This window comes from Prevotella sp. P4-67, from assembly GCF_002251325.1.
GTDB lineage: Bacteria > Bacteroidota > Bacteroidia > Bacteroidales > Bacteroidaceae > Prevotella.
This window is the reverse complement of record NZ_NPJL01000062.1, coordinates 1-24,111: the sequence shown is the minus strand read 5'-3', so window position 1 is coordinate 24,111 and position 24,111 is coordinate 1. Positions and strand designations below refer to the sequence as shown.

Here is a 24,111-nt window from a genome sequence, read left to right as displayed (position 1 = left end):
TTATCTTAAATCTTTCAAAGAACTCTTTCTTCAGCGCTCAGGAGAAGTGTTTCATTCTCGAAAGCGGATGCAAAGGTATAGCTTTTTTCAACACAAACCAAACATTTCAACAAAAAAGTTGAAAATATTTTTCACCTATTGATTTATATCAACCGAAATGATGACCCTGGGGACTATATACCTTATTATAATATATACCCCACAGACCGACATTTACACATTCATCAAAGATGTAGAAGAAGTCATGATACATGTGACCGCCGCCAATCTATTCCGATGCAGACTGACGGCGGTCACATGTGGAATTGCCATAGACCGAAGACTACTCGAGCATGATTACCTGCGCAGAGCTGTTATCCATATCGGGCATAGTCCGCCCCACTGGCGCCCCGATATACGTTGGGTCAGCAATCACGAAACGCCGACCACCGACCACTACATAGTCACCCTGCACCGCTTGGTCGAAGGCGACGGCGCAAGCCAGATGGTTGGGGTAATACACCAGGATGCACTTCAATCCGAGCAAATCGCGCACCATACGAGTGAACAAAATCGCACGGTCTTCGCAGTCACAATAAGGATAATAGAGCGTCTCTTCGGCAAAGAAGGCACGGTCGCCACCCCAGACCTTGTCATCATATTCATACACCAGCCCCGTCTGCACCCAGTCTATGAGCATATTGGCCGCCTCAATCTGAGATTTGCCAGAAATGAGCTGCCGCATCTTGCCATACAGCTGGGATTTCACATTCTCAGCCATAGGCGTATTAGCATACATCGCCCAGCGCGTAAGTGGATTGTCGTCTATCGCCGAGGTGGGATAGACATCGTAGAAATCTATCAGATTGCGGTTTACCCTTACCTGCGCCTCCACCGAGGGATAGCGTTTGGACCGTATGGTGCGGTTGTCGCTGAAATTGTTGGTCAGAGACATCGCCGAAGGGATATAGAGCGACAGAGGCTGCTCTTCGGGGAAAGCTGCCCCGCATATACGCAACCGCGTACTAGCCGTTTCTCCCTTGTCCACAAGCGGATAGAAATAATTACCATCGATGCGGAAGAACGCGTGGTCATAAATCTGATGACGACTACCAAACAGAAGATAGAGACGTTGACCGTTGCTCCCCAACCTCATCTGATAACCACTCTGACAATAGACCCAAGCCAGGAAGAGGGTCGAGGCATTGGCGTCGCCACCATAGTAGCTCTCGCTCATCTTGCGGAGCATGAGCAGATAAGCCCAGTCGCAGAGCTGATGACTCATACGCAGTCCGAGGCAATCGCGGATGAGATGGTCAAAGCCGCCTTCCGAGAGCATAGTCCATCCTTTGCTCACCTCATTCTCTGACACACCGCCCTTCAAGACGGCACCGATATCAGGACGCAGGACAGGCATCCGCACACGGCCTTCTGTTCCGAAGAAGGTAAAGGAAAGTTGCTGTTCATTCTCCACCGTTCCCTCATAGATGGGAGCCACAGGCTTGGGCTGAGCCCCTTGAGGCACAGGAGCTATCACCGTATCCACCTTGATAGGCATAGGTTTCACCGGCTTGTCCACATCTCCTTGCGGCATTACCACGGGCTTCACCTCACGCTCTTTGGGACGTGGCACCACGGGACCTGCCTCATACGACTGCCAGGCTTGTTTCAGGAAAGCAGCATAATCAGCATTGCAAGCCCGACGGAAGTCTACATACCCTTGCCGAGCCTGTTTCTTAAACTGCTCATACCCTTGCCGAGCCTTGTTTGTCGTCTGCCCCAGACAGTTTACTGCCATCAGCAGCGACACGCAGAACACCATTTGCCTCACCATGATTGTCTCCTTTATACAATGGTTATTTCAATGTCCAATTACGCCACTTGTCATAGACAGCAGCCGACGGAGAAATGGTAGGAGTCTGCCGCTTGCCATTTACCACCAGCGACTTCTTCACCACATTGTCCTTGACATAGTCAAACAGGCTGCCCAAATTTGCCGTACCTTTACTCTCCTTCAGTTTCTTAAGAAGATAATACGTAAACATACCATGATGCTGCCCATCCAAGGGATAGGCAGTCTCGTCTCCCTGAGCGGCAGACAGTACGACCATGTTTCCCTTAGACTCGCTGCCCTTGGCCTTGATTGCCACACCACGAGCCGACGCCAGCATGCCATCTCCACGCAACGAGCCGGAGAAGCAGGCATCCATCAGCACCACCACCTGAGACAGGGACATTGCTCCCAATGCGGCATAGAAATCATTCAGATTGTAGCAGGTTGTCAAATCCGAACCATAACCATCTACCGGCAAGAGGTAAGCGTCTCCCGAAGCCTCGTCGGGCAGTCCGTGTCCTGCATAGTAGACGACAAGTTTAGCCCCACCCTTGTATGCTTCAGCGATTTGACGCATCAGATTGAGTTCACGCTTGATATTGATATAGGTAGCATTGTTTACCAGATGGATGTTGGTCTTGGGCATACCCAGAGTCTTCATGCAATAGTCTGCAAATACCTTTCCGTCATTGATGGCATTGGGCACAGGTGCCACATTCTGATAGGCTTCATTGGCGATGATGAGCGCAAAAGTATTCTCGTTGACCGCACCAGTCGAGGGGATGCCGGTATCTACATCCGACTTGGTCACCACTGGTTTTGGCGTCGTGGGCTTGGGTTGTTCTGGCTTTGGCGTGGGAGCCGTCTGCTGTACGATGGTAATATGGTTTACCGTCTGCCCCGTGCCTCCACCACTGGCGGCAGGCTGCTGCCTTACCGTTCCTCCCTGTTTCGGATTGAGCGCATAATTGGCTATATTGCGTTGCGCCCCATTATATGCCTCAGCGATATCAGGCAGCAGACACTTGCCGCCCTTCTTCTGATAGCGCTCCATCCATTCGTTATATCTGCCATCGTCCTGACTTACCACAATACCATTTTGGTAAAACGAAGCCAAGCGCAACATGGCATCAGGCAGACCACGTTCGGCTGCACGGCGATAGAGGCGGAACGCATCCGTAAGCGCTTTCTCACAAGCCACACCATTCTCATAACACCAGCCCAGATAGTACTGAGCAGCCATGTCATTGGAAGCGGCAAGCCGTTTGAACTCATCAAAAGCATACTGGACATAACCCCTGCGCATCGACTCGAGCGCAGCCTTACTCTGCACATCCATACTCTGCGCCGACACCGTCTGCACGCACCATATTAATATAAGGAACAATAAGCGCATCATGACATACAATGCTAAGACAACTGCCACTCCCCTCATTCATTCGGGCAGAGTGGCAGTCGCGGTTTATACTATTTCTTTTCCTGCTTGGTATCCTGAAGTCTACCTACGTAAGTCATCTTACCCCAATCGCTTGTAGCGCCATCAAAGTGGATGACTTTCTTATAGCTGGTCTCTGACAGGGGCACGAGCAGCGTAGCTCCATAGGTAAATATGGCGCCGATAATACGACCGATACCAACCTTTCCCTGCTTCGACACATTGGTACTGCTCAGTCTGAATGTTCCCTTCTTGAAGTTACCTTCCCAGTCACACACGATGATGGGTGAGCGGTCTTCGTCAAACTCAAAGGGAGAGTTGGCCATCACGTGAAGAACGGCTGGTTTGGTCTCCTTGACGCCAAACCCGCGCTTGTCTTTCTTGGTCAGGTCGTCGGGCATTTCCACATAGTAGGGCGAGAAGATGATGTCACTCACCCAGGCAGACAGGGCCACACTTGTCCATTCCTCGGAACGCTTGTTGAAGGCATAGGCAATAGAGGCACCAATATTGTTGATACTCTCGTCTTCAGTGAGGTGACGGCTTACAGTACCTTTGTATTCCTCACGTTTGGGGTCGGCTTTCTTCGACTCGTCCAGCAAATCGGCAATGAGATTGAACAGTCGCTTGTCATACTCTGTGAATTCTCCGGCAGGAGTTTCCGAGGTACTGTAATTACCCAGAATACCCGTTGCCATGTTACAGATGAAAGTATCATTCTGCTTGCCGCCAGTAGATGGCGGGATGGTAATAAACTCATCGATCGACGTAGTCTTGCCTTTCTTCGAGGCGTGGCGCTCGTCCTGTTTCTTGTCAAACAGAGGGAACGACGAACCATTATGCACCATGAAGCATTGAGACAAGTCGATGAAGATGGTCTTCTTGGTCTTGTTCTTGGCCCATAGCTGCTCGTTGTAAATCTCCAGTCGTATATTGTCATCTTCAAACACACTGTTGGCCTGAGAATAGGCAAATATCAGCGCGTTGCGATAAGAAGTCTTGGTTTTTCCATACATGTTGCTCACACAGAGGGAGACAAAAAAGAATAAAAGCAATACCTTTTTCATAATTAGTTAATTTTTAATGGTTAATGATTTATTGATGATTTGTATATTTTTGTCTTTGATGCGCATTTCAGCCAGCCATTTGTTGAAGTGGTCAATGCTCATAGCTCGCGGCAGCAGTCCCTCACTCGCCGAGGTATTGGCTTTGGCCAGTTCGCCAGAGCTGAATATCACGACCATTTCGTTCTGCTCCATTTTCTTGTCAGTAGTGAGCGTATATTCATCCACCACTTGCCGCTCTTCGGCTGCCACACTCTTGGCAGAAAAGAACAGATACTCCCTACCCTGCTCTATAGGCTGGGCCATATCCGCCTGCTGCGAATAGGGCAAGAGACAGTAGACTTGGCGTGCGGTATAGTCGACGAGATAGACCAGCAGTCTGCCGCTTACGGGCGACTGGAAGTGGAGATACATATCGTCGCCATTGCGGAAATCGTCGCTCTCGTATTTGAGTTCGGTGCCATTGCGCAGTATGTTGACAGCGAGGTCTATCTTGGGGCCAGACAACTTGCGTATGCGCCCTTTGACCTTCACATTGACGATGAGCATCCCCTGTTCATAGTTTATCGCATATTGGGGCTCACCGATGGTTTCTATCCACTCGCCATTGACGTCACTACGACCAATCGATGAGAAATGGGTATCACTCTTTCCGTTTTCATTGGTCACCAGGGTAGAGTTGCTCTGCCCTATGAGAGTGCCAAATTCGTCGGCGATAGCCTGGACCTTTGCCCTTTCGAGCGCCGTGGTCTTGGCCTGCTCCACCGTCACATTCTCGGGCACGTTATAGGTGTACGACGCTACCACCGTGACGGTTTTCTGCGCCCAAGCCACACTCGCCACGAGACAGCATAGAGTTACTACCCAACTACGCATACGCTACCAACCCAGCAGTTCGTCCAACTTCTTGTGCAGGTCGTCGCCCTTCTTTTCCAGTTCCTGGCGCACGGCCTTTTTGGCAGCCTGCTTTGCCATCTCCGCATTATAGGCAATGCGCAGCGACACCTCCTTGTTCTTGTTGCCCAGCACGCGATACATCTCTACCACGGTGAGCACACGGCCTATACTCTGGGAGATAAGGTTCTTGGCTGCACTGATGGTCTGGGTCACAGAGGCAGCCTCTTCAGCCGCCAGCTGCTTGTTGCTTACGGTGTTTTCTATCAGGGCGGTCACCTCAGTCTGTATCTGTCCAGCCAGGCTTTGCTTGGCCAGCTCCATAGCCTGCAGGCGGGCAGCGTCATAGTTTTCGCCGATACTCATAGCCTCGCCCATGAGATACTTGGGAAACATATTCTCATCATACTCCATCTGCATGAGGTACGACTTGTCCAATTGTTTTTCCAATGGCAGAGCGCCGGGCGTGACCTTCCATCCCTCCTTTGCCAAGCGTTTGGCTTCCTTGCGGGCTGTCTTCGTGGCCTTCTCGCCGAGTTCAGCCTTCGAGGCTTTCTTGATTTCCTTGCGTTCCTTGATTTGCTCTTTCGTCAACTGGGCAAAAGATACGGTAAAAGTCATGACCAGCACCAGGGTCAATACTAATCTGATGGTTCTCATACGTTAAGTTTTTAATTGTACCAACGGCTCCCGATTGGCTTGGTTAAGATGTGACGGACATTAATTGTGTTATGTAGGGCAGATATACATCTGTAGCACGGAGAGCCTCACTCCGTGGAGTGAACGTGTGAAATGCAATATGCCAAGGGCGACCATTGTTAGCTCGTAATCGACATCGCCAAAGTTGGTGAGGTAATAGTTATAATCTCGTTAGTTGCAAAAGTAGCATTAAATTCTGAATAAATACTAAAAAACGGAAGATTTTTTGACCATCATCGTTATTTTTGTCCAAATCACGGTCAAGACCATCCATATCCATTAGCTTTCCGCCGCCATCCACCAGTCCTTTATACTGGAGGAAGTGACGCATCTGTCCCTTTCTGCGCCATTCCTGCAGCCTGCGCTCCGCCCGCCTGTCATCCTTGGGTTGGCTGCAACCCATCTACACCTTATTATATATATAGCATCCCTGACAACGGTTGTCGCCACCCTCTCTGCCGCCATCGCCATGCCGAAGGTGGCGAGGTCTGCGGCAGCGGTTGCCGTCTCGGTCGTGGAGGGCACCATTGTGGCAGGGGCAGAGGACGGCGGGGAGAGTGCGGGGGATATTATTATGGACATTTATGAGGCTGTTACAGTTTTTTTGGCTAATTTTGCAACTGATTAAAAGACAATATGATGACATTATATCCAAAACTTATCACCGACGCTTTGGCTACGGTGACTTACCCTGGTAACAAGAAAAACCTGATAGAGGCAGAAATGCTCGCCGACGATGTTCGCATCGACGGTATGAAGGTGAGTTTCACACTGATATTCCCCCGCGAGACCGACCCGTTCCTCAAATCGACCTTAAAGGCTGCCGAGGCAGCCATACACTACCACGTGGACAAGGCGGTAGAGGTCGAGATTAAGACCGAGTTCAAGTCGGCACCACGCCCCGAGGTGGGCAAACTGCTGCCTCAGGTGAAGAACGTGATAGCCGTAAGCTCGGGCAAAGGCGGCGTAGGCAAGTCGACCGTTTCTGCCAATCTCGCCATAGCCCTCGCCATCATGGGCTACAAGGTGGGTCTGCTCGATACCGACATCTTCGGTCCCTCCATGCCCAAGATGTTCGGCGTAGAGAGCGAGCGCCCCTATGCGGTAGAGAAGGATGGTCGCCAGCTCATCGAGCCCATCGAGAAGTATGGCGTAAAGCTCCTGTCCATTGGTTTCTTCGTCAATCCCGACACCGCCACGCTGTGGCGCGGAGGCATGGCCACATCTGCCCTGAAGCAGCTCATCGCCGACGCCGACTGGGGCGACCTGGACTATTTCATCCTTGACACGCCTCCCGGCACATCCGACATCCACCTCACCCTGTTGCAGACGCTGAGCATCACCGGTGCCGTCATCGTATCGACGCCGCAGAATGTGGCTCTCGCCGATGCGCGCAAGGGCATCGACATGTACCGCAACGACAAGGTCAACGTGCCCATACTCGGTCTGGTGGAGAATATGGCATGGTTCACTCCCGCCGAGCTACCCGAGAACCGCTACTACATCTTCGGCAAGGAGGGATGCAAGCAGTTGGCCAAGGAGATGGGCTGTCCGCTGCTCGCCCAGATACCTCTGGTACAGAGCATCTGCGACAATGGCGACGCCGGTACTCCCGCAGTGCTCAACACCGAGAGCCAGACTGGTCAGGCGTTCCTCAACCTGGCCCAGGCGGTGGTGACAGTGACCAACCGACGCAACAAGGAGCTACCAAAGACCCGCATCGTAGACATCAGCAAGAAGTAATCTACACCCCTATACAATACGACAATCCCTGTCTCTCCATCCGATGGATGCCAGAAACAGGGATTGTCATTTCTGCACTGCCGCAATTATCCTTCCTTACCCGACTGCTTGCGGCCTATAGCCTCCTTGGTCTTCTGCTTGAGCATTTCGAGGCGTTCGTAGGCGTGGGTGTGGGTGTGTATAATCTGCAGACGATAGACCACGCAGGTGGCAAAGAAGTATATGGCCACCTGAACCCACAATGCCATATATTCGGTGGTGATGTCGTCGAGCGTACCTCCCATGCTGTTGAGCGTGAGGAAGCCCCTCACACCGAAGGTCGATGGGAAGAGCAGCGACACGCCCTTCCACACGCCGGGGATATTGCTTACGGGCCAGCTGATGCCCGTCATGAAGAGCAGAGGTACCGAGGTAAACACCACCAGCAGCATCACATTCTCGCGATAGCGCACCAGACACGACAGCATCATGCCAAAGAAGATGCAAGCCAGCAGATAGGGCACCATGAGGGCCAAAAGCGGACCACCCTGTGCCATGGTGGTGAAGTGGAAGAAGCGGGGAACGCAGAGGGTGATATAGGCACCCGCCACGGCATAAATCATGAAGTAGCACATCGCCTTTCCCAGCACAATACGGAAGATGCCGTTGTGATGGCTGGTAATGGGCACGAGGTCCTGATAACGGTTGTTCTCGCGGGCGGTACCTGCCGCCAGACCGATGCCCAAGAGCAGCGACTGCTGGAGTATCAGCATGAGCACACCGGGCAGGATGGCGTTGCCATAACCACCCGTGGCATTGAAGATGGGCACCTCGTCGAAGTCGAGCGGACGGGTGGCTATATCTTCATCGCGGGCGGTAAACGAGTTGGAGCCCGCTATCTGTATCTGGCTTCCCATCTCCATCGACACAGCCTGCGCCGACTGGAGTATAGCCTTGTAGGTGAGCATCAGACTCATGTCGCAGTACACGCCCACATGTGCCTGTTCGCCCCGATGCAGTTTCGTGGCGAAGTCTGATGGAAAATAGAGTATGCCGTGGGCCTTCTGGTGCCCCACCACCTCACGCGCCTCCTCGAGGTTGTTGCAGTAGTAAGCCACGCGTACCCCCGAACAGGCATCGACCTTGCGCACAAACTCGCGGCTGTCGTGGCTGTGCGACAAGTCTACTATGGCTACGGGCACCTTGTTGACCACCTCGTTGTTGTATATCCATGAGTAGAGCAAAGGGTAGAACAAGGGCAGGAAGATGAAGAACAACAGCACGCCCTCGTCGGCAAATACCGATCGCATCTCCTTGGCCCAGATATGACACATGTCATAGATGCCTTGTTTGATTTGTGAGATAAGACTATGGTCTCCGTTCATAATCATTTAGGGTATATAGACATATTCCTGCATGGCCCTGCGCAGGTTGCGCACGGTAAACAGCGGCAGCAGCATGAACAGCACCAGAGCCGCGATGTTGATTACGCAGTCGGCAAGGGGGAACGCGTTGAATATGCTTATTTTATATATCATGTAGTAGTGGCGCAGCGGGAAGAGCTGTGCCATGGCTTCTATCATCGAGTCCATGGCGAACACGGGATAGGTGGCTCCGCACACCGAGAAGCTCAGCACCGCCCACAGCGAGCAGATACTCATCGACATACGCAGCGACGGCATCAGTCCGAAGACAAACACGCCGAAGCACTGGCTTGCCACCACCGAGAGGAAGCCATCGAGCAGTATCGGCACCACGCCTCCGGGATGGGGGAAGTCCAATATATAATAGATGTAGAAGTCAAACCCATAGAACACCGTCAGAAAGACGAGCGTATGGGGCAGCAGCTTGCCTGCCAGAGCCACGGGCATGCTGTTGCCCGCCATCTTGAGCCACTCGTGCGAACGCTTGAACTTGAGTTCGGTGCCGATGGAGTATGGGGTGATGAGGAATACAAACAACAGCAGCAGTCCGGGCACCATGATGGTCGAGAGATACACATTGTAGTTGGCCCAGGGGTTGCCTATCATGTGCATGTCGAGGGCTATGGGCTGCAGGAAAGCCTGTATCTCGCGCTCGGTCTTGCCCAGAGCCGACAGCTTAGCCGAGCCTACAGCCGCCGAGCCCAGCGTGCAGATGGTCTTGAGGTCCTTGAAGAGCGTCGAGCCCGCCAGGAGCGTCACCTGGCTGTAGTAGAATGATATCTTGGGCTGGCGTGCCGACACCATGCCGTCGGTGGTACCCTTGGGGATGAGCAGAAAGGCATAGATGTCGCCCTCCTGCACCGCGCGGCGCGCATCGTTGATGTTGGCATAGTGCGCCACCACCTTCGTGGTCTGAAAGGCATCGAGCCGGCGTATCAGCGCCCTCGTTGTGGCGGTATTGTCCTGGTCTACCACTCCCACCGGCATGTTTACAGGCTGTCCCTCGGTCATGAGTGAGGTGAAGAACACCACCACCAGCACCGGGAACACTACCATGCAAAACGCATAGATGGGATTGGAGCGCAGGATGCCACACTCGCGCAGGGCTATCCGATATATCTGCTTTATCATAGTGTCTGTGCCTCTCAGTCTTTACGGATAAGGCTCATACCCGGACGCAGGCCCTCAAACTTGCCCACTGGGCGAGCCTTGACTTCAAATGTCTTGAGGTCATACTGGCCGTTGGTCTTCGTGGCCTTCCACACGGCGTAGCTTCCCTGGTCGTGTATATAGTATACCTTGAGTTCTATGTCCTTGCCGAATGCCGGGCAGTAGGCGGTAAACGTGTCGCCAATCTTCATGCCGCCCAACTGGTCTTCGCGGATATTGAATGTGCCCCATACATCGTTCATCATCGAGATGCTCATGATGGGCGAGCCCAGTCCCACGAGTTCTCCCACCTTGGGATATACCTCGCTCACCTCGCCCTCTACCTGTGCCACCTGCACCGTCTCGCGCAGCAGCGAGCTCACCACATCCACAGCGTTGCTGGCGGCCTGTGCATTCATCGCAGCCACCTCGCGCTCCTGTTTGCGGGCTCCGTTCTTCGCCATTTCATACTGGCTCTCGGCAGCCTTTACCTGTGCTTCGGTCGCCTTGTACGCGGCAAAGGCTTCATCGCGCTTCTGTCCGCTTATGACGCCCTCGTTGTAGAGGTTCTGCATGCGGTTATAGGTTTTCTGGGCTATCTCGCTTGCAGCCTTGGCCTGCTGCATCAGCTGGTAGGCACCCTGTATCTGCTCCTGGCGTGCTCCGGCGTCGGTGAGGTCCTTGAGCGCCTTGGTCGCTTCACCTGTAGCCTCGACCACTCGCTTCTGGGCGTCCATCTCGGGCACCTCGAGTATGGCGAGTGTATCGCCTACATGCACAAAGTCGCCCTCCTTGACTCTGAGTTCTACCACGCGGCCGGGCAGTTTGCTCGACACCCTGTATTCAGACACTTCGACCTCGCCCTGGATAATCTCCGGTTCCTGGCCGAGGGTAAGATAGCCGATGAGGGCCACGATGACCACCACTGCCGTAAATCCTACGACGGCAAGCAGTATGTTGTTATGTTGTGTTTTAGCTGACATAATCGTTTCAGTTTAATATACCTAATGCTTTTTTTACGTTTACTTGCGACAGTTTGACGCCCACCTCGGCGTCTATCTTCTGCGACTGTGCCATCTGCCATGCGGTCTGTGCCGCCATGACATCGGTGACCTCCATCACGCCTTCCTTGAATCCCAGGTTGGCACATCTCAGATTTTCTTCGGCACTCTTCATGTTCTCGTTGGCCATATGGAACCGCTTGAGCGACTCCTTGAGCTTGAACTGGCTCTGTGCCACCTGCAGATTGACCTTCTCGCGCACGTCGCTCAGCTCCATCACGGCTATGTTGGTGGCTGTCTTGGCGGCGCGTATTTTGTAGCTGCTTTCAAACCAGTTCCACACGGGTACCTGTACCAGTACGCCTACGTTCCATACGCCGGCAAACTTGCGTTCAAACCCGTTGAAGACATTGGGGTTGCTCACCATGTATCCGCCGGTAAGTGCCACATGGGGCAGAGCGGCGGCGCGGATGAGGCGGGTGCTCTGGCGGCTCAGTTCAATGGCGTTCTCGAGCATCTGTATCTCTGGGCGCGCAGCATAGGTTGTGTCGGCTGCTTCATAGGTCTCTGTTATGACTGGGGCGAGTGTCTGCACGTTCTCGTCGGCGAGGGTTATCTCCCGGTCCATGGGCAGACCGCAGAGCTGGCAGAGCATCATCTTGGCCAGCGACAGGCCGTCCTCGACCTGGGTGAGCTGCATGTCGGCCTCGTTGACCTTGACATCGACCTTGAGTCCGTCGGCCTTGGTAGCCACGCCCTCTCTAATCATCTTCTTCACATCCTCGCTGAGCTTCTTAACCAGGTCGCGATAGCTCTGGGCCAACTGCTCCTTCTGGCGCAGCGACACCACGAGCCAGTAGGCCTGGTCTATGTCGTAGAGGGTGGTCTGCCGACGCAGTTCGAGGTCGCTGGCAGCCATCTTCTCGCCGATGTCTGCCATCTTGTTGGCTGCGACGATGGCGCCGCCCATAAAGATGGGCTGTCTCACCATGACGGCTCCCGACCAGATGTTCTTGGTGTCGGTGCGGAAGGCGTCGTTGACCGCCTGGCCCAACTTGTTGCCAGCCTCAGCCAACTGTGGCGTGAGCTTGTTGAGCACGCCACCCAACTGCTGTGCCAACTCGGGCGTGATGACGCCCTGCTGAACCAACCCCGTTATCATCTGGGTGATATTGCCACCCACGGCTCCCGTGGCAGTCGTTCCCAGCGACCCGAAAGCGGTCTTCTGGTTGCTGTTGAGCAGCGATATCTCTTTGCTGAAATACTCATAGCCGCCCACGGCATCGACTTTGGGCAGATACTTGGTGCGCATCACCTTGCGGTTGTATCGCGCCACATCCTGCTTGAGCCTTGCCACATTGAGCTGCTTGTTGTTGCGCAGCGCCAGAGCCCGACAACTGTCGAGCGACAGCCCCTGCGCCTGAACCTGTGGCAGCCAGACGGCACATAACATTAAGGATAATAATAGCCTTGTCATTTGCTCTCCTTTTTAGTCTATCGTAACGCTCTTGGAACCTATCATGTTGCCATCGGCGAAGATGCTTGCATGATAGGTGCCTTCGACCAGCGCCTGGGTGACATTCCAGAACAGTGTCACGGGGGTCTCCTGGCCGCCATATTCCACCACCTTCTTCATCGAAGCCTGCAGGGTGCGGTTTTCATAGCTGAATGAACCTGCGCCACCCAGCAGTGTGCCTGTGGGCGATGTCAGTCTTACATATACTGTCTTCATGCCGCTCTGGGCGGTGACGTTCTTGGCGAGTGCGAAGCTCACCTGGATGGCCTTGCACTTCCTTATCTTTCTTGTAGCCCTGCCTCGCTTGTCTAAGGGTGTGACGCTGATGCCTATAGCATCGAGCTGTGCGGCTATAGCGACCTTCTCCGAGAGCGTTGCTTTCTCCGAATTGAGTCCCTCTATCTGTCTGGTAGCCTCTTCATACTGTCCGCGCACACGGGTATTCTCGGCAGTAAGGTTCTGATTGAGTCGGTTGAGCGAGTCTATCTCCAACACATAGTTGCGCAATACGGCGCGCACGGTGGCCAGTTCCTTCTTCAGTCGGGCTATCTCTCTTGCGTCCGACGCTTTGGTATCCTTGAGTTCCTTGAGCAGCTGCTGGGTACGCTCCTGTTCGGCGGTGAGCTGGGCGACGATAGAGTCGTTGTTGATTTTGGTCTTCATCTCACCGTACTGATTGGCAAACTGCTGATACTCGTTCTCCATTTCCCGCTTGTCTATCTCGGCAAGTTCCTGCATAGCCTGGTTTTCCTGCCTCTGTTGGTTGAGGCTGAGAGCGAGATACACTATGCCGCCCACAAGGAGCAGACCTACGACGATTACGGGGATAAGAATTTTAGTCTTCATATATTGCACTGTGAATATTTGTTATGCGCTGCAAAAGTAAGCCAATTATCTGACTTATCAAATAAATCGTCAGACCAAATATATAATAATATGAAAAATTAGCACTTTTGTGGAAAAAAAGGCCAATCATTAATATTTGTTTGCAGTGGGCAGTTGCGGTGTATACCACCACTCTCAGCCCTCTCGGAGAGCCTGTTGCGGGCTCGCTGCCGACCGTCTCGGGCTGGGGGCTGACGGCTGCCGAGACGCCCGCTATCATGACCCTATCCGTGGGGCTGTCGGCGGGGTGGATAGGGGCATACTCGCCTACGCCAACCGTGGTCTGCGGGCTGGTGATTGTGCCGCCAGGCAACGCTATCGGCACTGTTGTCGTCACGATGACCAAGACTTATGGCATCCACCACGTTCGGCGGCGTGCTGACCATCATCATCGGCTCGTGCTTTGCGATACGAGGGCTCGTATCTTATGTCACGTGGGCTCGTGCCTATTGTCACGTGTGCTCGTATCAGAAGGTACGAGCCAGCCCATGCAACCTCCACGCCGCTGTCTGCAGTCGCCTGACTTCTGGAGATACCATCCTGCTCAATAGAGACAATCTCCACGCCGATAGAGGTACCCTCCAGCTTTCCAAAGGTACCCTCCAGCTCGCTAAAGGTACCCTCCAGCTGTCTGGAGGTACTCTCCACGATGCTGGAGACAATCGCGGTGGGCGTCATGCTGGTGAGGGTGGTTGGCACGATGCCTCGGAGAGTGGCAAAAAACTTTTCAAGATTTCGGGATTTTTCCTCCGCCGTTTGGGAGGAAAGTTGTATTTTTGCAAGATAATACTAAGGGTATTGCAAGATAGCTGTATTTTTTGCAAGATAATACTAAGGGTATTGCAAGATAGCTGTATTTTTTGCAAGATAATACCAAGGGTATTGCAAGATAGCTGTATTTTTGCAAGATAATACTCTAAAGTATTGCGAGATGATACTCTGAGAGTGTATGATTAACGACTAAAACATCGAAAGGTCATGAAGATTTTATTTCTGCTTCAGTTTACGAGCCTCTTGTCCATGCTTATCAATGCTATGTTATTGGGCCTTGGCAGCCTCCACGTGAGATGGAAGAACCGTCGTTATGAGCAGTCGCGCTGGATGCTGTTTGCAGCCATGCTGATACTGGCTGCCCACTTCCTGGCGCAGATGACCCTGTCTGTGAGAGCGTCGGGCGCCGACCTGGGTGCAGTGCTCAATCTGCTTGCCTATCCCCCGAGCTTTGCACTGATTGCTTTGTCCATCTACAACATCGAAGCCGTCCACGACAACCGCCGCCGCTTTGTCGCCGGCATCGTCGGGCTTTATGCCCTCATCGTCGTGTGCTACGCCATAGGCTACTGCTGCAACGGCAGCATGCGCATCGGCATGTGGATGTATGTGATGCTTGCCCTCTATATATGCCTTGTAGCCTACTGCATCTATAAGGCATCTCGCCAAATACTGCTCCGCCGCAAGCTGCTCGAGACCCTCACCGCCAACGACATGCTGCCCCATGTGCGCTTTGCCAAGACGAGCGTGGCGGTGCTGTTTGTAGCATTGATGACGATGCCCTTTGTCATCCTCTTCAACAAGATACTGGTCATCTATGCCCCCGTCATCCTGCTCGCCATATTCTTCTTTGTCCTGACATTCAGCAACCTGGGCTTCAACTACGTGCCCACCGAAGAGCTGGTCAACGATGACGAGGAGTCTGCCCGCGCAGCCGGAACCAATGGCACCGGAAGCCCGGCAGCCGCCACCTACAATCTGGCAGCCCTGCCGCCCGAGCGCGAGCGCATCGTCGCCGAGCGCTTGGACAAATGGTGCCAGGACAAGGGCTACCGCGACAGCAATGCTAACATGCTCACCCTCTCGCGCATGCTGCTCATCCCTCGGGCAGAGCTTACCCGCTACTTCGAGCAGAACCTGAAACTGTCGTTCCGTATATGGCTGAGCGAGATAAGGTTCAAGGCGGCACAGGAGATGATGCGCGACTACCCCGACTACAGCAATGATATCATCTCTGCCGAGTGCGGCTTCTCGTCGCGCACCCACCTCTACCGCATCTTCAAGAACCGCGCAGGCTGCACACCCACAGCCTGGAGAGAGAGGGGCTGCCCCATACTGCCGTCGCAGACAGGCGGCAGCGATGCCGACGGCAGTATGTAACCACCGGCGGCTGTAGCCCTCACCCCGACAGCCACCACCAACCACACGACTATGAACAGAATATTATATCTACTACTGGCGCTGTGCTGCTCGATGCAGATACAGGCGCAGAAGGTGGCTTTTGCCGGGGGCAAAAGCTACATGTACAGAGTGTATCTCAAAGACAAGAAGGGCGGAAGCTACTCGCTGCGCCACCCCGAGAAGTTTCTCTCTGCCAAGGCCCTTGCCCGCAGAGAGCGCCAGGGGCTGGCTGTCGACTCTACCGACCTGCCCGTATCATCCAAATACATAGGCACGCTGCGCCACGACGGCTATCAGGTGGTGGGCGGCAGCCGATGGAACAACACCGTGCTCATCGCCTCGCCCAAGGGCGACATCGCCCCCCGGCTCGAAGGGCTCAACTTTGTGACCCGCGTGGTGCGCGTCTTCGAGTCGCCCGACTCGGTGAGTCCCGTGAAGCCCTACGGCGTGGTGAAAGACACGACCAAGGCATCGGAGAGCGTCTATGGCAAGGCGCTGCCCCAGATAGCACAGCTCAACGGCGTGAAGCTGCATGAGGCTGGCTTCCGCGGAAAGGGCATGACCATCGCCATCATCGACGGCGGCTACATGAACTACACCCGTATACCCGCCCTGCGCGGTGTACGCGTGCTGGGCTGTCGCGACTTTGTCTACCCCTACCGCGACAAGATGGAAGACCTCTTGTCTCACGGCACTATGGTGCTGTCGTGCATGGCTGCGGTCGACTCGTTCCGCTACGTGGGCACCGCACCCGAAGCCTCCTACTATCTGCTGCGCTCGGAATACGGCCCCACAGAGAGCCTGATGGAGGAAGACTCATGGGCGATGGCTGCCGAGTATGCCGACTCGGTGGGCGTGGACGTCATCAACTCGTCATTGGGCTACGCCGAGTTTGACGATGCCACCACGAGCCACAAGTATGTGGACCTCGACGGCCGCCGCACGCTCATATCCAACACGGCATCGATGCTGGCCCAGAAGGGCGTGGTGCTGGTGTGCAGCGCAGGCAACTCGGGCCGCGACCGCTGGAAGAAGGTGACGCCTCCGGGCGACGCCATCGACGTGCTCACGGTGGGGGCTGTAGACAGCCACGGCCTGAACACGGTATTCAGCTCTATCGGTCCGTCGCAGGACGGTCGCGTGAAGCCCGACATCATGGCACGGGGCGGCATGGCACGCATCTTCAACGCAGCCGGCGTCAACGGTGGCGCCAACGGCACCTCGTTTGCCTCGCCCATAGCCTGCGGCATGGTGGCATGCCTCTGGCAGGCGCTGCCCGGCAAGACCGCCAAGGAAATCATCAGTCTGGTGCGCAGCAGCGCCGACCGCTATCTCACCCCCGACAACATCTACGGCTACGGCATCCCCGACTTCTGGCGTGCCTACCAACAAGGACGATAACCCATGGCGAGCGAGAGAACCTTCACGCTGCTGGAGCTCAACCACATGGTGCGCGAGACCATCGAACAGCAGATGGACGGCAAATACTGGGTCGAAGCCGAGCTCTCCGACCTGCACGACCGCAACCACTGCTATATGGAGCTCGTGGAGAACGACCCCTTCGGCCCCACCCCTTTGGCCAAGGCCCGTGCGGTGTGCTGGGCCAACCGCTGGACGGCACTGCGCAACAAGTTTGAACGCCAGACCCAGCAACAGCTGCGGCCTGGCATCAAGGTGAGGATGATGGTAACGCCCACCTTCCACGAAGCCTACGGTTTCGCCTACCAGGTGAGCGACATAGACCCCGACTACACCTTGGGCGACATCGTGCGCAAGCGCATGGAGATAATCCGTCAGCTCAAGGAGTCAGGCATCTTCGACCTCCAGCGCGAACTCGTGCTGCCCCGCTTTGCCCAGCGCATAGCCGTCATCTCCAGCGCCCAGGCTGCCGGTTATGGCGACTTCTGCCACCAGATAGACGACAACAGCTACGGGCTGTCGTTCAGCCACGAACTCTTCGCCGCCATCATGCAGGGCGAACAGGTGGAGCAGAGCGTGATAGCCGCGCTCGACCGCATCAATGCCCGCATAGACGAGTTTGATGTGGTGGTCATCATCCGTGGCGGTGGCGCCACCACCGACATGTCGGGATTCGACACGCTGGCGCTGGCAGAGAACGTGGCCAACTTCCCGCTGCCCATCATCACCGGCATAGGCCACGACCGCGACGAGTGCATACTGGACATGGTGTCATATATGCGGGTGAAGACACCCACAGCGGCAGCCGCCTTCCTCATAGACCATCTGAGCGAGGTCTATACCGCCCTCGTCAGCGCCCGCGAGCGCATCAGCCGTATCGCCGAGCGCCATCTCGCCTACGAGAAGATGAGGCTCAAGCAGCTCGCCGACCGCATCCCTACCCTCTTTGCCCTGACCCGCGAACGGCAGACCAAGCGCATAGACGCCCTCGCCCACAGGCTGGACAGTGCCGCAACCCAACGTTTGGAGCGCGAGCGCCACAGGCTGCAGCTCGTGGCCCAGCGCGCCCAAGCCCAAGACCCCATACACATCCTGCGCCGGGGCTACAGCATCACGCTGCACAACGGTCATGCCCTGCGCAGTGGCGATGAACTGGCCGACGGCGACATCATCGAAACACGACTGGAACAAGGAACCCTGAAATCAGAGATAAGGAAATGAGCAAGCAAATGAATTACGAAGAAGCGATGGCAAGACTGGAAACCATCGTGCAGCAAATGGAACAAGGCGAGCTCGACATCGACTCGCTCGCCAAGCAACTCACCGAAGCCAAGAAGCTGATCGCCCTGTGTGAGGCCAAGCTCACTGCTGCCAATGACAAAATAGACAAAATATTGGCAGGATAACAACTTTTTGCTACAGATGGTTGGCAAAGCAACAAATATTGTTTACTTTTGCACCCTGACAAGTAGAACGAATACTAAAACGATAGTAAAATGAAAGAATTAGATTGGGCAAATCTCAAGTTCGGCTATCTGCCGACCGATTACAATGTGCGCTGCAACTACCACAATGGCAAGTGGGGCGAGATAGAAATCAGTTCTGACCCCAACATCAACCTCTCAATGGCAGCTTCCAGCCTGCACTACGGACAGGAAGCCTTTGAGGGTCTGAAAGCCTACCGCTGTCCCGACGGCAAGGTGCGCGTATTCCGCGTGGAAGAGAATGCAGCCCGCCTGCAAAGTACCAGCCGCGGCATCATGATGCCCGAGGTTCCCACCGAGCTCTTTGTAGAGATGGTTGAACGCGTGGTACGCCTCAACCAAAAGTATATCCCCCCCTATGAGAGCGGCGCCACTCTCTATATCCGCCCGCTGCTCATCGGCACCACGCCCTGCGTAGGCGTGCATCCCGCCGAAGACTATCTGTTCCTCATCTTCGTTACCCCCGTAGGCCCTTACTTCAAGGGTGGCTTCTCTGCCAACCCCTACGTCATCATGCGCGACTACGACCGTGCCGCTCCCCTCGGCACCGGTATCTATAAGGTGGGTGGCAACTATGCCGCTTCGCTCAAGGCCAACCACATAGCCCACGAAAACGGCTACGCCTCTGAGTTCTATCTCGACGCCAAGGAGAAGAAGTATATCGACGAGTGTGGTGCCGCCAACTTCTTCGGCATCAAGGACAACACCTATATCACTCCCAAGTCGACAAGTATCCTGCCCTCTATCACCAACAAGAGTCTGATGCAGATAGCCGAAGACCTGGGTATGAAGGTAGAGCGACGCCCTATTCCCGAGGAAGAGTTGGAGACATTTGAAGAAGCAGGAGCCTGCGGTACCGCAGCCGTCATCTCGCCTATCTCTCACATCGACGACTTTGAGACCGGCAAGAAATACTTCTTCGGCAACGAGCCCGGCCCATGGTCGAAGAAGCTCTACGACACCCTCCGCGGCATCCAGTACGGTATACTGGAAGACAAGCACGGATGGACACGCGTGATTATCGAGTAAGAACGCAACCATACAGAAAAAGCGCAGCCCCTCACGGACTGCGCTTTTTCTGTATAACTGTACAATACGATGCTCCTTCAGTATAATGATATACGCAACGCTCTAAACGACACTTCCACTGAGTGCATTATTGTTGTTTAGTGACAATATCATCATTGACAACGCTCGAAACTCCCCTGCGCTGCTGGAATCTCTTACCCAAATTCCACGTCACCGAGAGAGTAATGTTGTTGGCATAACTCTTTTGGAATGTGCGCTGATACATATCTCGGAAGTGGTAATTGGTATGCGACGTATAGAAATAGACCAGAGAATTGGTAAAACTGAGTTTGAAGTCCAACTGGTTGTTACAGGTGCTCTTAGTAACCGAAACATAGAGATTAGGATTCTGCACATGCGTATAACTGAGTTCATAAGTCTTGGGAGTAAGGTTGGCACTCAGAGAATACATCCATCCCTTGGTGCTAAGATAGCTGGTATTGAAGGTAGCGGAATATCCCCAACCCTCGGATGGAATGATTAATGTGTTGCGCTCCAGTTCTGGCTTGATAGCATATCTCTTGTAAAATCCTTTGAGACTTATTGAAATATTCATGCGGTTCTTACACAGTCTGTTCATCAAGTATACAGACAGTGAAGCCTCATCACATTTGCCAATGTTGTCGTAGGTGCTGACATTGTAGTCCTCGGGATTGACAAATATCTGGTCTATGATATTAGAGGTATGTATATAGCTTGCAGTCGTAATGAGATAAGCCTTCTTGATTTGCTTGCGGAACGAAACGGACATATTGTCGCTGTTTTGAGCGCGTAGAGCTTCATTGCCGACCACAATATTGTATACATTCTGAAACAGGGAGTCGGTATTGAGGTAATCTATACTTGGTCGGGTTGTCTTGCGCTGGTATGAGGCTGTCAACGTTCCCTTTTTCCCCATATTGTAGTTCAACCGCAATGACGGCTGAAAGGAGAAAACTCGCTTGGGCCCCATATTATCACTCTCACCCTTGAGTATAAGATACGAAGAAAGTGCCTTGCCGTATGAATGATAGTCTGTAAGGTATACCTGCTGCATCGAATAGTCATTGCGCCCATTGGCATAAGACATATTCTGGCGGTAGGTGTTACGGAGACCAAAAGTAACATCGTGCGAACCACCCCAGAGTTTCAGTCTGCTCTCGATATTGGCTTCTCCTGTATATTCGCGCATGGCAGCCTTATAATTGTAGTCAGGGAGAAGGTCGTAAACGTACTTGTCTCTGTAATAGAGGAAATTACCCTTTACATTTATCTTGTTGCGGTCGTTTATACTATAACTACCATTGGCATAGCTGCCATAAGATTCAAGAGTCTCTTTATACTTGCGATGAGTATCATCACCCTCCGTGTCATTGATGAAATCGGAAGACTTAGTGGGGTAACCATAGTGATAGCCACCGAGAGTCATCGTAAACCTCTTGGTAGGATACCAACTGAGAGAGATACGCTCTGCCTGCTGCTTGATACGAATGTCTCTCTGGATGGTCATCTTCTGAGACGGGCTATACGGCAAAGATGGTATGCGACACACCTCGGTATAAGATTTTTGGCTATGCTGATTATAGGATATCAATCCAGTAATATCCCAATGCTTATTCTGAAAGGCGAAATGGTCAAATGTACCCCACAAAGACCGTATCATACCTCCTGTGGCAGAGATGCTACCAAAAATTTTTGGCTGTTCGTGCCGTTTCTTGATAATATTGATTTCTCCAGCGAAACGCTCGTCGTCGTCCTTGGTCACTTCGCGCACTTCCACCTTTTCAATATCACCGGCATAAAGAGCCTTCAAGTCTTCGGCACCGGCAATGACGCCATTGATTTTAATTCGGGTCTTCTGGCTTTTGCCTGCCAGGGAGTAGCTGTCGTTGAAGGCTACCACGCCAGGCAAAAAGGCAAGTGCCTTGTTAGCCTTTGTCGTTTTAAGAAGCCCTCGGGTGTCAATAGTATATACCGATTTCTCTGCATTGTTTTTGCCTATGGGGCGGTAAGCAATCACTTCCACCTCTTTGATTTTCTGCACTTTGTCGCGCAAGGTCAGCCGGACAATGCTGACGGTATCAGAAGCGTTAACAGGTACTATGGTATCAAGGTTCTCATAGAATTTACTTTTTATCGTCACTGCTACGTTGTCACAAGTAGCCTCCTTAGAGGAATAGCTGATTACAGCCATTCCCTTGGGATCAGTCTTCACCCCCTTGGCAACTCCACAATAATCTGATTTTATCGCTATGCCTTGCAGGGCAACTCCTTGCTCGCTCGTAACATGAAAGGTGATGCGCTTTTGGGCATTAACTGCCATGCAGAGCGACATAAACATAAGCAAACATCCCCATCTGAGATGGCTAATACAATTGCAATTTGAAAGTGTACGATTTCTATCCATATTCCTATCGTGAGTTTCTCCACCTTTATAATACATTGTTCATTAATAACTCCATACATTTCCAATGTGTCAAGACGCATTGTCCATATTTGATTCAATTACAATTCTACCGCTGATTTAACGATTTCTTTAGGCTAATAGTCCCTACAGAACGTGACCTATATACGAGAACGTCACAAATGCCTCATACGACAAACTACTGGATGACATTCATTCGTTTTCGATTTCTCTCAGCATTTGGATTGCAGGTAAATAATTTTGTGCAACAGCCTTCTTTAGCCAGGAAAAACCTTTCTTTTTCTGTGGGGTCTCAAAAGCAGATATATACAAATCTGCTAATAACATTTGAGCTTCTGCATTACCCCGCTTGGCTACATAGATTAGTAAGGATTCTGCCTCACAGAGTAATCTGTGTACACGTATCGAACAGAAAGGAGGATATTCATCCTCTAGCCCAGGCATTTCAGGAGGATAGTTATTAATCGCTTCTCGTATAATATCCTTAGCCCTCATCAATTGCTTTTGTTCTTCTGATAATTGTTGCATAAAAGCATCATCTACACAAACGAGAATCGTCTTAAAACAATCAAGTGCTTTGAATAAAAAGTCGTTATCCGCAATTATAATTGTATCAATACCGAATGTCTTTAAGCCATTGGTAACTCCTGCATAATTGAATAGCGTACATCTATCCTTTTCTTTCGATAGGGAACCATGCATATAGAGATTACGTAGTAACCTATAAAAAGAGTTGGCATACTCTACATTTTCTTCTATACAAGTTATCTCTTCTCCGTACTTTGTCTTATATGCTTTAAGAATTGAATCAAGTATTTGTGATGGCAGGGTGGCATTATTTGCTATATTATAATACAGGACAAATTCGTTGAGCATTGTCTCATAGTATGAAAAAATCGCGCAAAACAGGATCTTTCTGCTTTCCGTCATCAAACACGACGACATTTCCTCAACATCATTAAAACCATTCAAGATAGTATGATAGACATCATAATCTCCATCGGAATTATTTTGCGCCAATCGGTCAGCTTCTTCCTTTGTCTGTTTTAATAGCGTTTGGTATCTGTAAGCTATATCCGTTATCATATGTGATAAAATCCCATATTGGGTTTCTATCATCGCCCTAATATTTGTATATCCTTTAGCAAACATTTGTTTCCGTTATTAAAATCCTAATAAATCGTAGTCAACACCAGAACCAGGGTAATCGCCTTCCATTCCATCTGTTAGTGCATCCCAACGTTCTGCATCATAATTATGATAAGTATCATTGCAATAATGCTGCTCTATACGTGTCCTTTCGTAGGAACCATCTTTGTTGAACACATATTGATATTCGTTACTCTCAAGATATACTTTACCATTTTTAAATGCCCTAATGGAACTCTCTTTAATCTTATCATCCTCTATTTTAATTTCAAATAGTAGATGCCCGTCTAAATCGAAATAACCATATTGCTGTTGTGTTGTTTTAAAAGCGATAGCATTGTCATTAAGAGTATCTGGAAATATTTGGTATTCAACAGAAATACAAGGAGAACACATAATCTTCTCATTTTTCAGATCAAAGACTCCTTGAAGATTGTTTTTAACAATTATGGCTCTACTACCTCCAACCCCTTTCTTTTTAATAGCATCAAACTCTATTCTTGTAATAGGAGCAGGAACAGGATTTTTAAATCCCTCAATGTTGATGTTTTTATTTCTACTAATTATTCCCCATTTATTGTTTTTTCTGACAATATAACAGTTTGAGCATATGTCAATTTCATCAAACCATGGATAAAGTATCATATTGTAGTTCTTATCTGTGATAAATAAAAGTCCATCTTTCCTCCGTAATATATATAAACCTTCAAAAAAGTTCACATAAGTACATCCTTTGGGAAGAAATTTCCATAATTTTAAATCTTTTCTGTAATGGATTTCAGTGACCATACTATCGTCATAAAAACATGTTAT

At 51.9% G+C, this 24,111-nt stretch carries 21 protein-coding genes; 6 read left to right on the top strand and 15 right to left on the bottom strand.

Going from position 1 to position 24,111, the window contains the following annotated elements; genetic code table 11:
* Nucleotides 1–322: 322 nt before the first annotated feature.
* The 6 genes from CIK92_RS10945 to CIK92_RS13815 all read right to left on the bottom strand — a co-directional run bounded on the left by CIK92_RS10945 (nucleotide 323) and on the right by CIK92_RS13815 (nucleotide 6,308).
* On the bottom strand, nucleotides 323–1,813 hold the full coding sequence (locus CIK92_RS10945) for a transglutaminase domain-containing protein (protein WP_022310438.1): 1,491 nt from the start codon (nucleotides 1,811–1,813) through the stop codon (nucleotides 323–325).
* 22 nt (nucleotides 1,814–1,835) lie between these two features.
* Nucleotides 1,836–3,212: a caspase family protein gene (locus CIK92_RS10940; RefSeq protein WP_158214783.1), complete on the bottom strand. Its 1,377-nt coding sequence runs from the start codon at nucleotides 3,210–3,212 to the stop codon at nucleotides 1,836–1,838.
* 68 nt (nucleotides 3,213–3,280) lie between these two features.
* A complete protein-coding gene (locus CIK92_RS10935) occupies nucleotides 3,281–4,315 on the bottom strand; it encodes a hypothetical protein (protein ID WP_144007809.1) in 1,035 nt (344 codons plus the stop codon).
* 6 nt (nucleotides 4,316–4,321) lie between these two features.
* Nucleotides 4,322–5,188, bottom strand: coding sequence for a DUF4384 domain-containing protein (locus CIK92_RS10930; RefSeq protein WP_144289410.1), 867 nt, complete (start codon nucleotides 5,186–5,188; stop codon nucleotides 4,322–4,324).
* Nucleotides 5,189–5,191: 3 nt separating this feature from the next.
* Nucleotides 5,192–5,866 (bottom strand): hypothetical protein, encoded by a 675-nt coding sequence (locus CIK92_RS10925; protein ID WP_022310433.1) that lies wholly within the window; start codon nucleotides 5,864–5,866, stop codon nucleotides 5,192–5,194.
* A gap of 199 nt (nucleotides 5,867–6,065) precedes the next feature.
* Nucleotides 6,066–6,308 carry a hypothetical protein gene (locus tag CIK92_RS13815; protein ID WP_094387506.1) on the bottom strand — a complete coding sequence of 81 codons (243 nt, stop codon included), beginning with the start codon at nucleotides 6,306–6,308 and terminating at the stop codon, nucleotides 6,066–6,068.
* 236 nt (nucleotides 6,309–6,544) lie between these two features.
* On the opposite strand from CIK92_RS13815, the gene CIK92_RS10915 reads away from it, so the two are divergent.
* A complete protein-coding gene (locus CIK92_RS10915; protein ID WP_094389098.1) occupies nucleotides 6,545–7,648 on the top strand; it encodes an Mrp/NBP35 family ATP-binding protein in 1,104 nt (367 codons plus the stop codon).
* A gap of 86 nt (nucleotides 7,649–7,734) precedes the next feature.
* On the opposite strand, the gene CIK92_RS10910 is transcribed toward CIK92_RS10915, so the two are convergent.
* The 6 genes from CIK92_RS10910 to CIK92_RS10880 all read right to left on the bottom strand — a co-directional run bounded on the left by CIK92_RS10910 (nucleotide 7,735) and on the right by CIK92_RS10880 (nucleotide 14,301).
* Entirely contained in the window at nucleotides 7,735–9,012 is a 1,278-nt protein-coding gene (locus tag CIK92_RS10910) for an ABC transporter permease (protein WP_254046070.1), read from the bottom strand.
* 6 nt (nucleotides 9,013–9,018) lie between these two features.
* Nucleotides 9,019–10,182, bottom strand: coding sequence for an ABC transporter permease (locus CIK92_RS10905; RefSeq protein ID WP_173823834.1), 1,164 nt, complete (start codon nucleotides 10,180–10,182; stop codon nucleotides 9,019–9,021).
* A 14-nt stretch (nucleotides 10,183–10,196) separates the two neighbouring features.
* The gene (locus CIK92_RS10900) at nucleotides 10,197–11,183 is read right to left on the bottom strand and encodes an HlyD family secretion protein (protein ID WP_022310428.1); all 987 of its coding nucleotides are present in this window, start codon (nucleotides 11,181–11,183) and stop codon (nucleotides 10,197–10,199) included.
* Nucleotides 11,184–11,190: 7 nt separating this feature from the next.
* On the bottom strand, nucleotides 11,191–12,678 hold the full coding sequence (locus CIK92_RS10895) for a TolC family protein (RefSeq protein WP_094389092.1): 1,488 nt from the start codon (nucleotides 12,676–12,678) through the stop codon (nucleotides 11,191–11,193).
* A 12-nt stretch (nucleotides 12,679–12,690) separates the two neighbouring features.
* Nucleotides 12,691–13,563 carry a hypothetical protein gene (locus tag CIK92_RS10890; protein ID WP_022310426.1) on the bottom strand — a complete coding sequence of 291 codons (873 nt, stop codon included), beginning with the start codon at nucleotides 13,561–13,563 and terminating at the stop codon, nucleotides 12,691–12,693.
* Nucleotides 13,564–13,935: 372 nt separating this feature from the next.
* Entirely contained in the window at nucleotides 13,936–14,301 is a 366-nt protein-coding gene (locus CIK92_RS10880) for a hypothetical protein (protein WP_094389090.1), read from the bottom strand.
* Nucleotides 14,302–14,580: 279 nt separating this feature from the next.
* On the opposite strand from CIK92_RS10880, the gene CIK92_RS14085 reads away from it, so the two are divergent.
* The 5 genes from CIK92_RS14085 (at nucleotide 14,581) to CIK92_RS10855 (ending at nucleotide 19,706) form a co-directional block, all read left to right on the top strand.
* Entirely contained in the window at nucleotides 14,581–15,753 is a 1,173-nt protein-coding gene (locus CIK92_RS14085; protein WP_254046069.1) for a helix-turn-helix domain-containing protein, read from the top strand.
* 51 nt (nucleotides 15,754–15,804) lie between these two features.
* Nucleotides 15,805–17,175 (top strand): S8 family serine peptidase, encoded by a 1,371-nt coding sequence (locus CIK92_RS10870; RefSeq protein WP_254046068.1) that lies wholly within the window; start codon nucleotides 15,805–15,807, stop codon nucleotides 17,173–17,175.
* Between the two features lie 3 nt (nucleotides 17,176–17,178).
* A complete protein-coding gene (gene xseA, locus CIK92_RS10865; protein ID WP_094389088.1) occupies nucleotides 17,179–18,414 on the top strand; it encodes an exodeoxyribonuclease VII large subunit in 1,236 nt (411 codons plus the stop codon).
* Nucleotides 18,415–18,422: 8 nt separating this feature from the next.
* Nucleotides 18,423–18,599 carry an exodeoxyribonuclease VII small subunit gene (gene xseB / locus CIK92_RS10860; RefSeq protein WP_022310422.1) on the top strand — a complete coding sequence of 59 codons (177 nt, stop codon included), beginning with the start codon at nucleotides 18,423–18,425 and terminating at the stop codon, nucleotides 18,597–18,599.
* A 90-nt stretch (nucleotides 18,600–18,689) separates the two neighbouring features.
* On the top strand, nucleotides 18,690–19,706 hold the full coding sequence (locus CIK92_RS10855; RefSeq protein WP_094387499.1) for a branched-chain amino acid aminotransferase: 1,017 nt from the start codon (nucleotides 18,690–18,692) through the stop codon (nucleotides 19,704–19,706).
* A gap of 127 nt (nucleotides 19,707–19,833) precedes the next feature.
* On the opposite strand, the gene CIK92_RS10850 is transcribed toward CIK92_RS10855, so the two are convergent.
* The 3 genes from CIK92_RS10850 to CIK92_RS10840 all read right to left on the bottom strand — a co-directional run.
* On the bottom strand, nucleotides 19,834–21,939 hold the full coding sequence (locus CIK92_RS10850) for a TonB-dependent siderophore receptor (protein ID WP_158214782.1): 2,106 nt from the start codon (nucleotides 21,937–21,939) through the stop codon (nucleotides 19,834–19,836).
* Nucleotides 21,940–22,341: 402 nt separating this feature from the next.
* A complete protein-coding gene (locus CIK92_RS10845) occupies nucleotides 22,342–23,301 on the bottom strand; it encodes a hypothetical protein (protein WP_094389086.1) in 960 nt (319 codons plus the stop codon).
* Between the two features lie 12 nt (nucleotides 23,302–23,313).
* On the bottom strand, nucleotides 23,314–24,111 hold a 798-nt coding region (locus CIK92_RS10840), incomplete at its 5' end, for a hypothetical protein (RefSeq protein ID WP_216822225.1).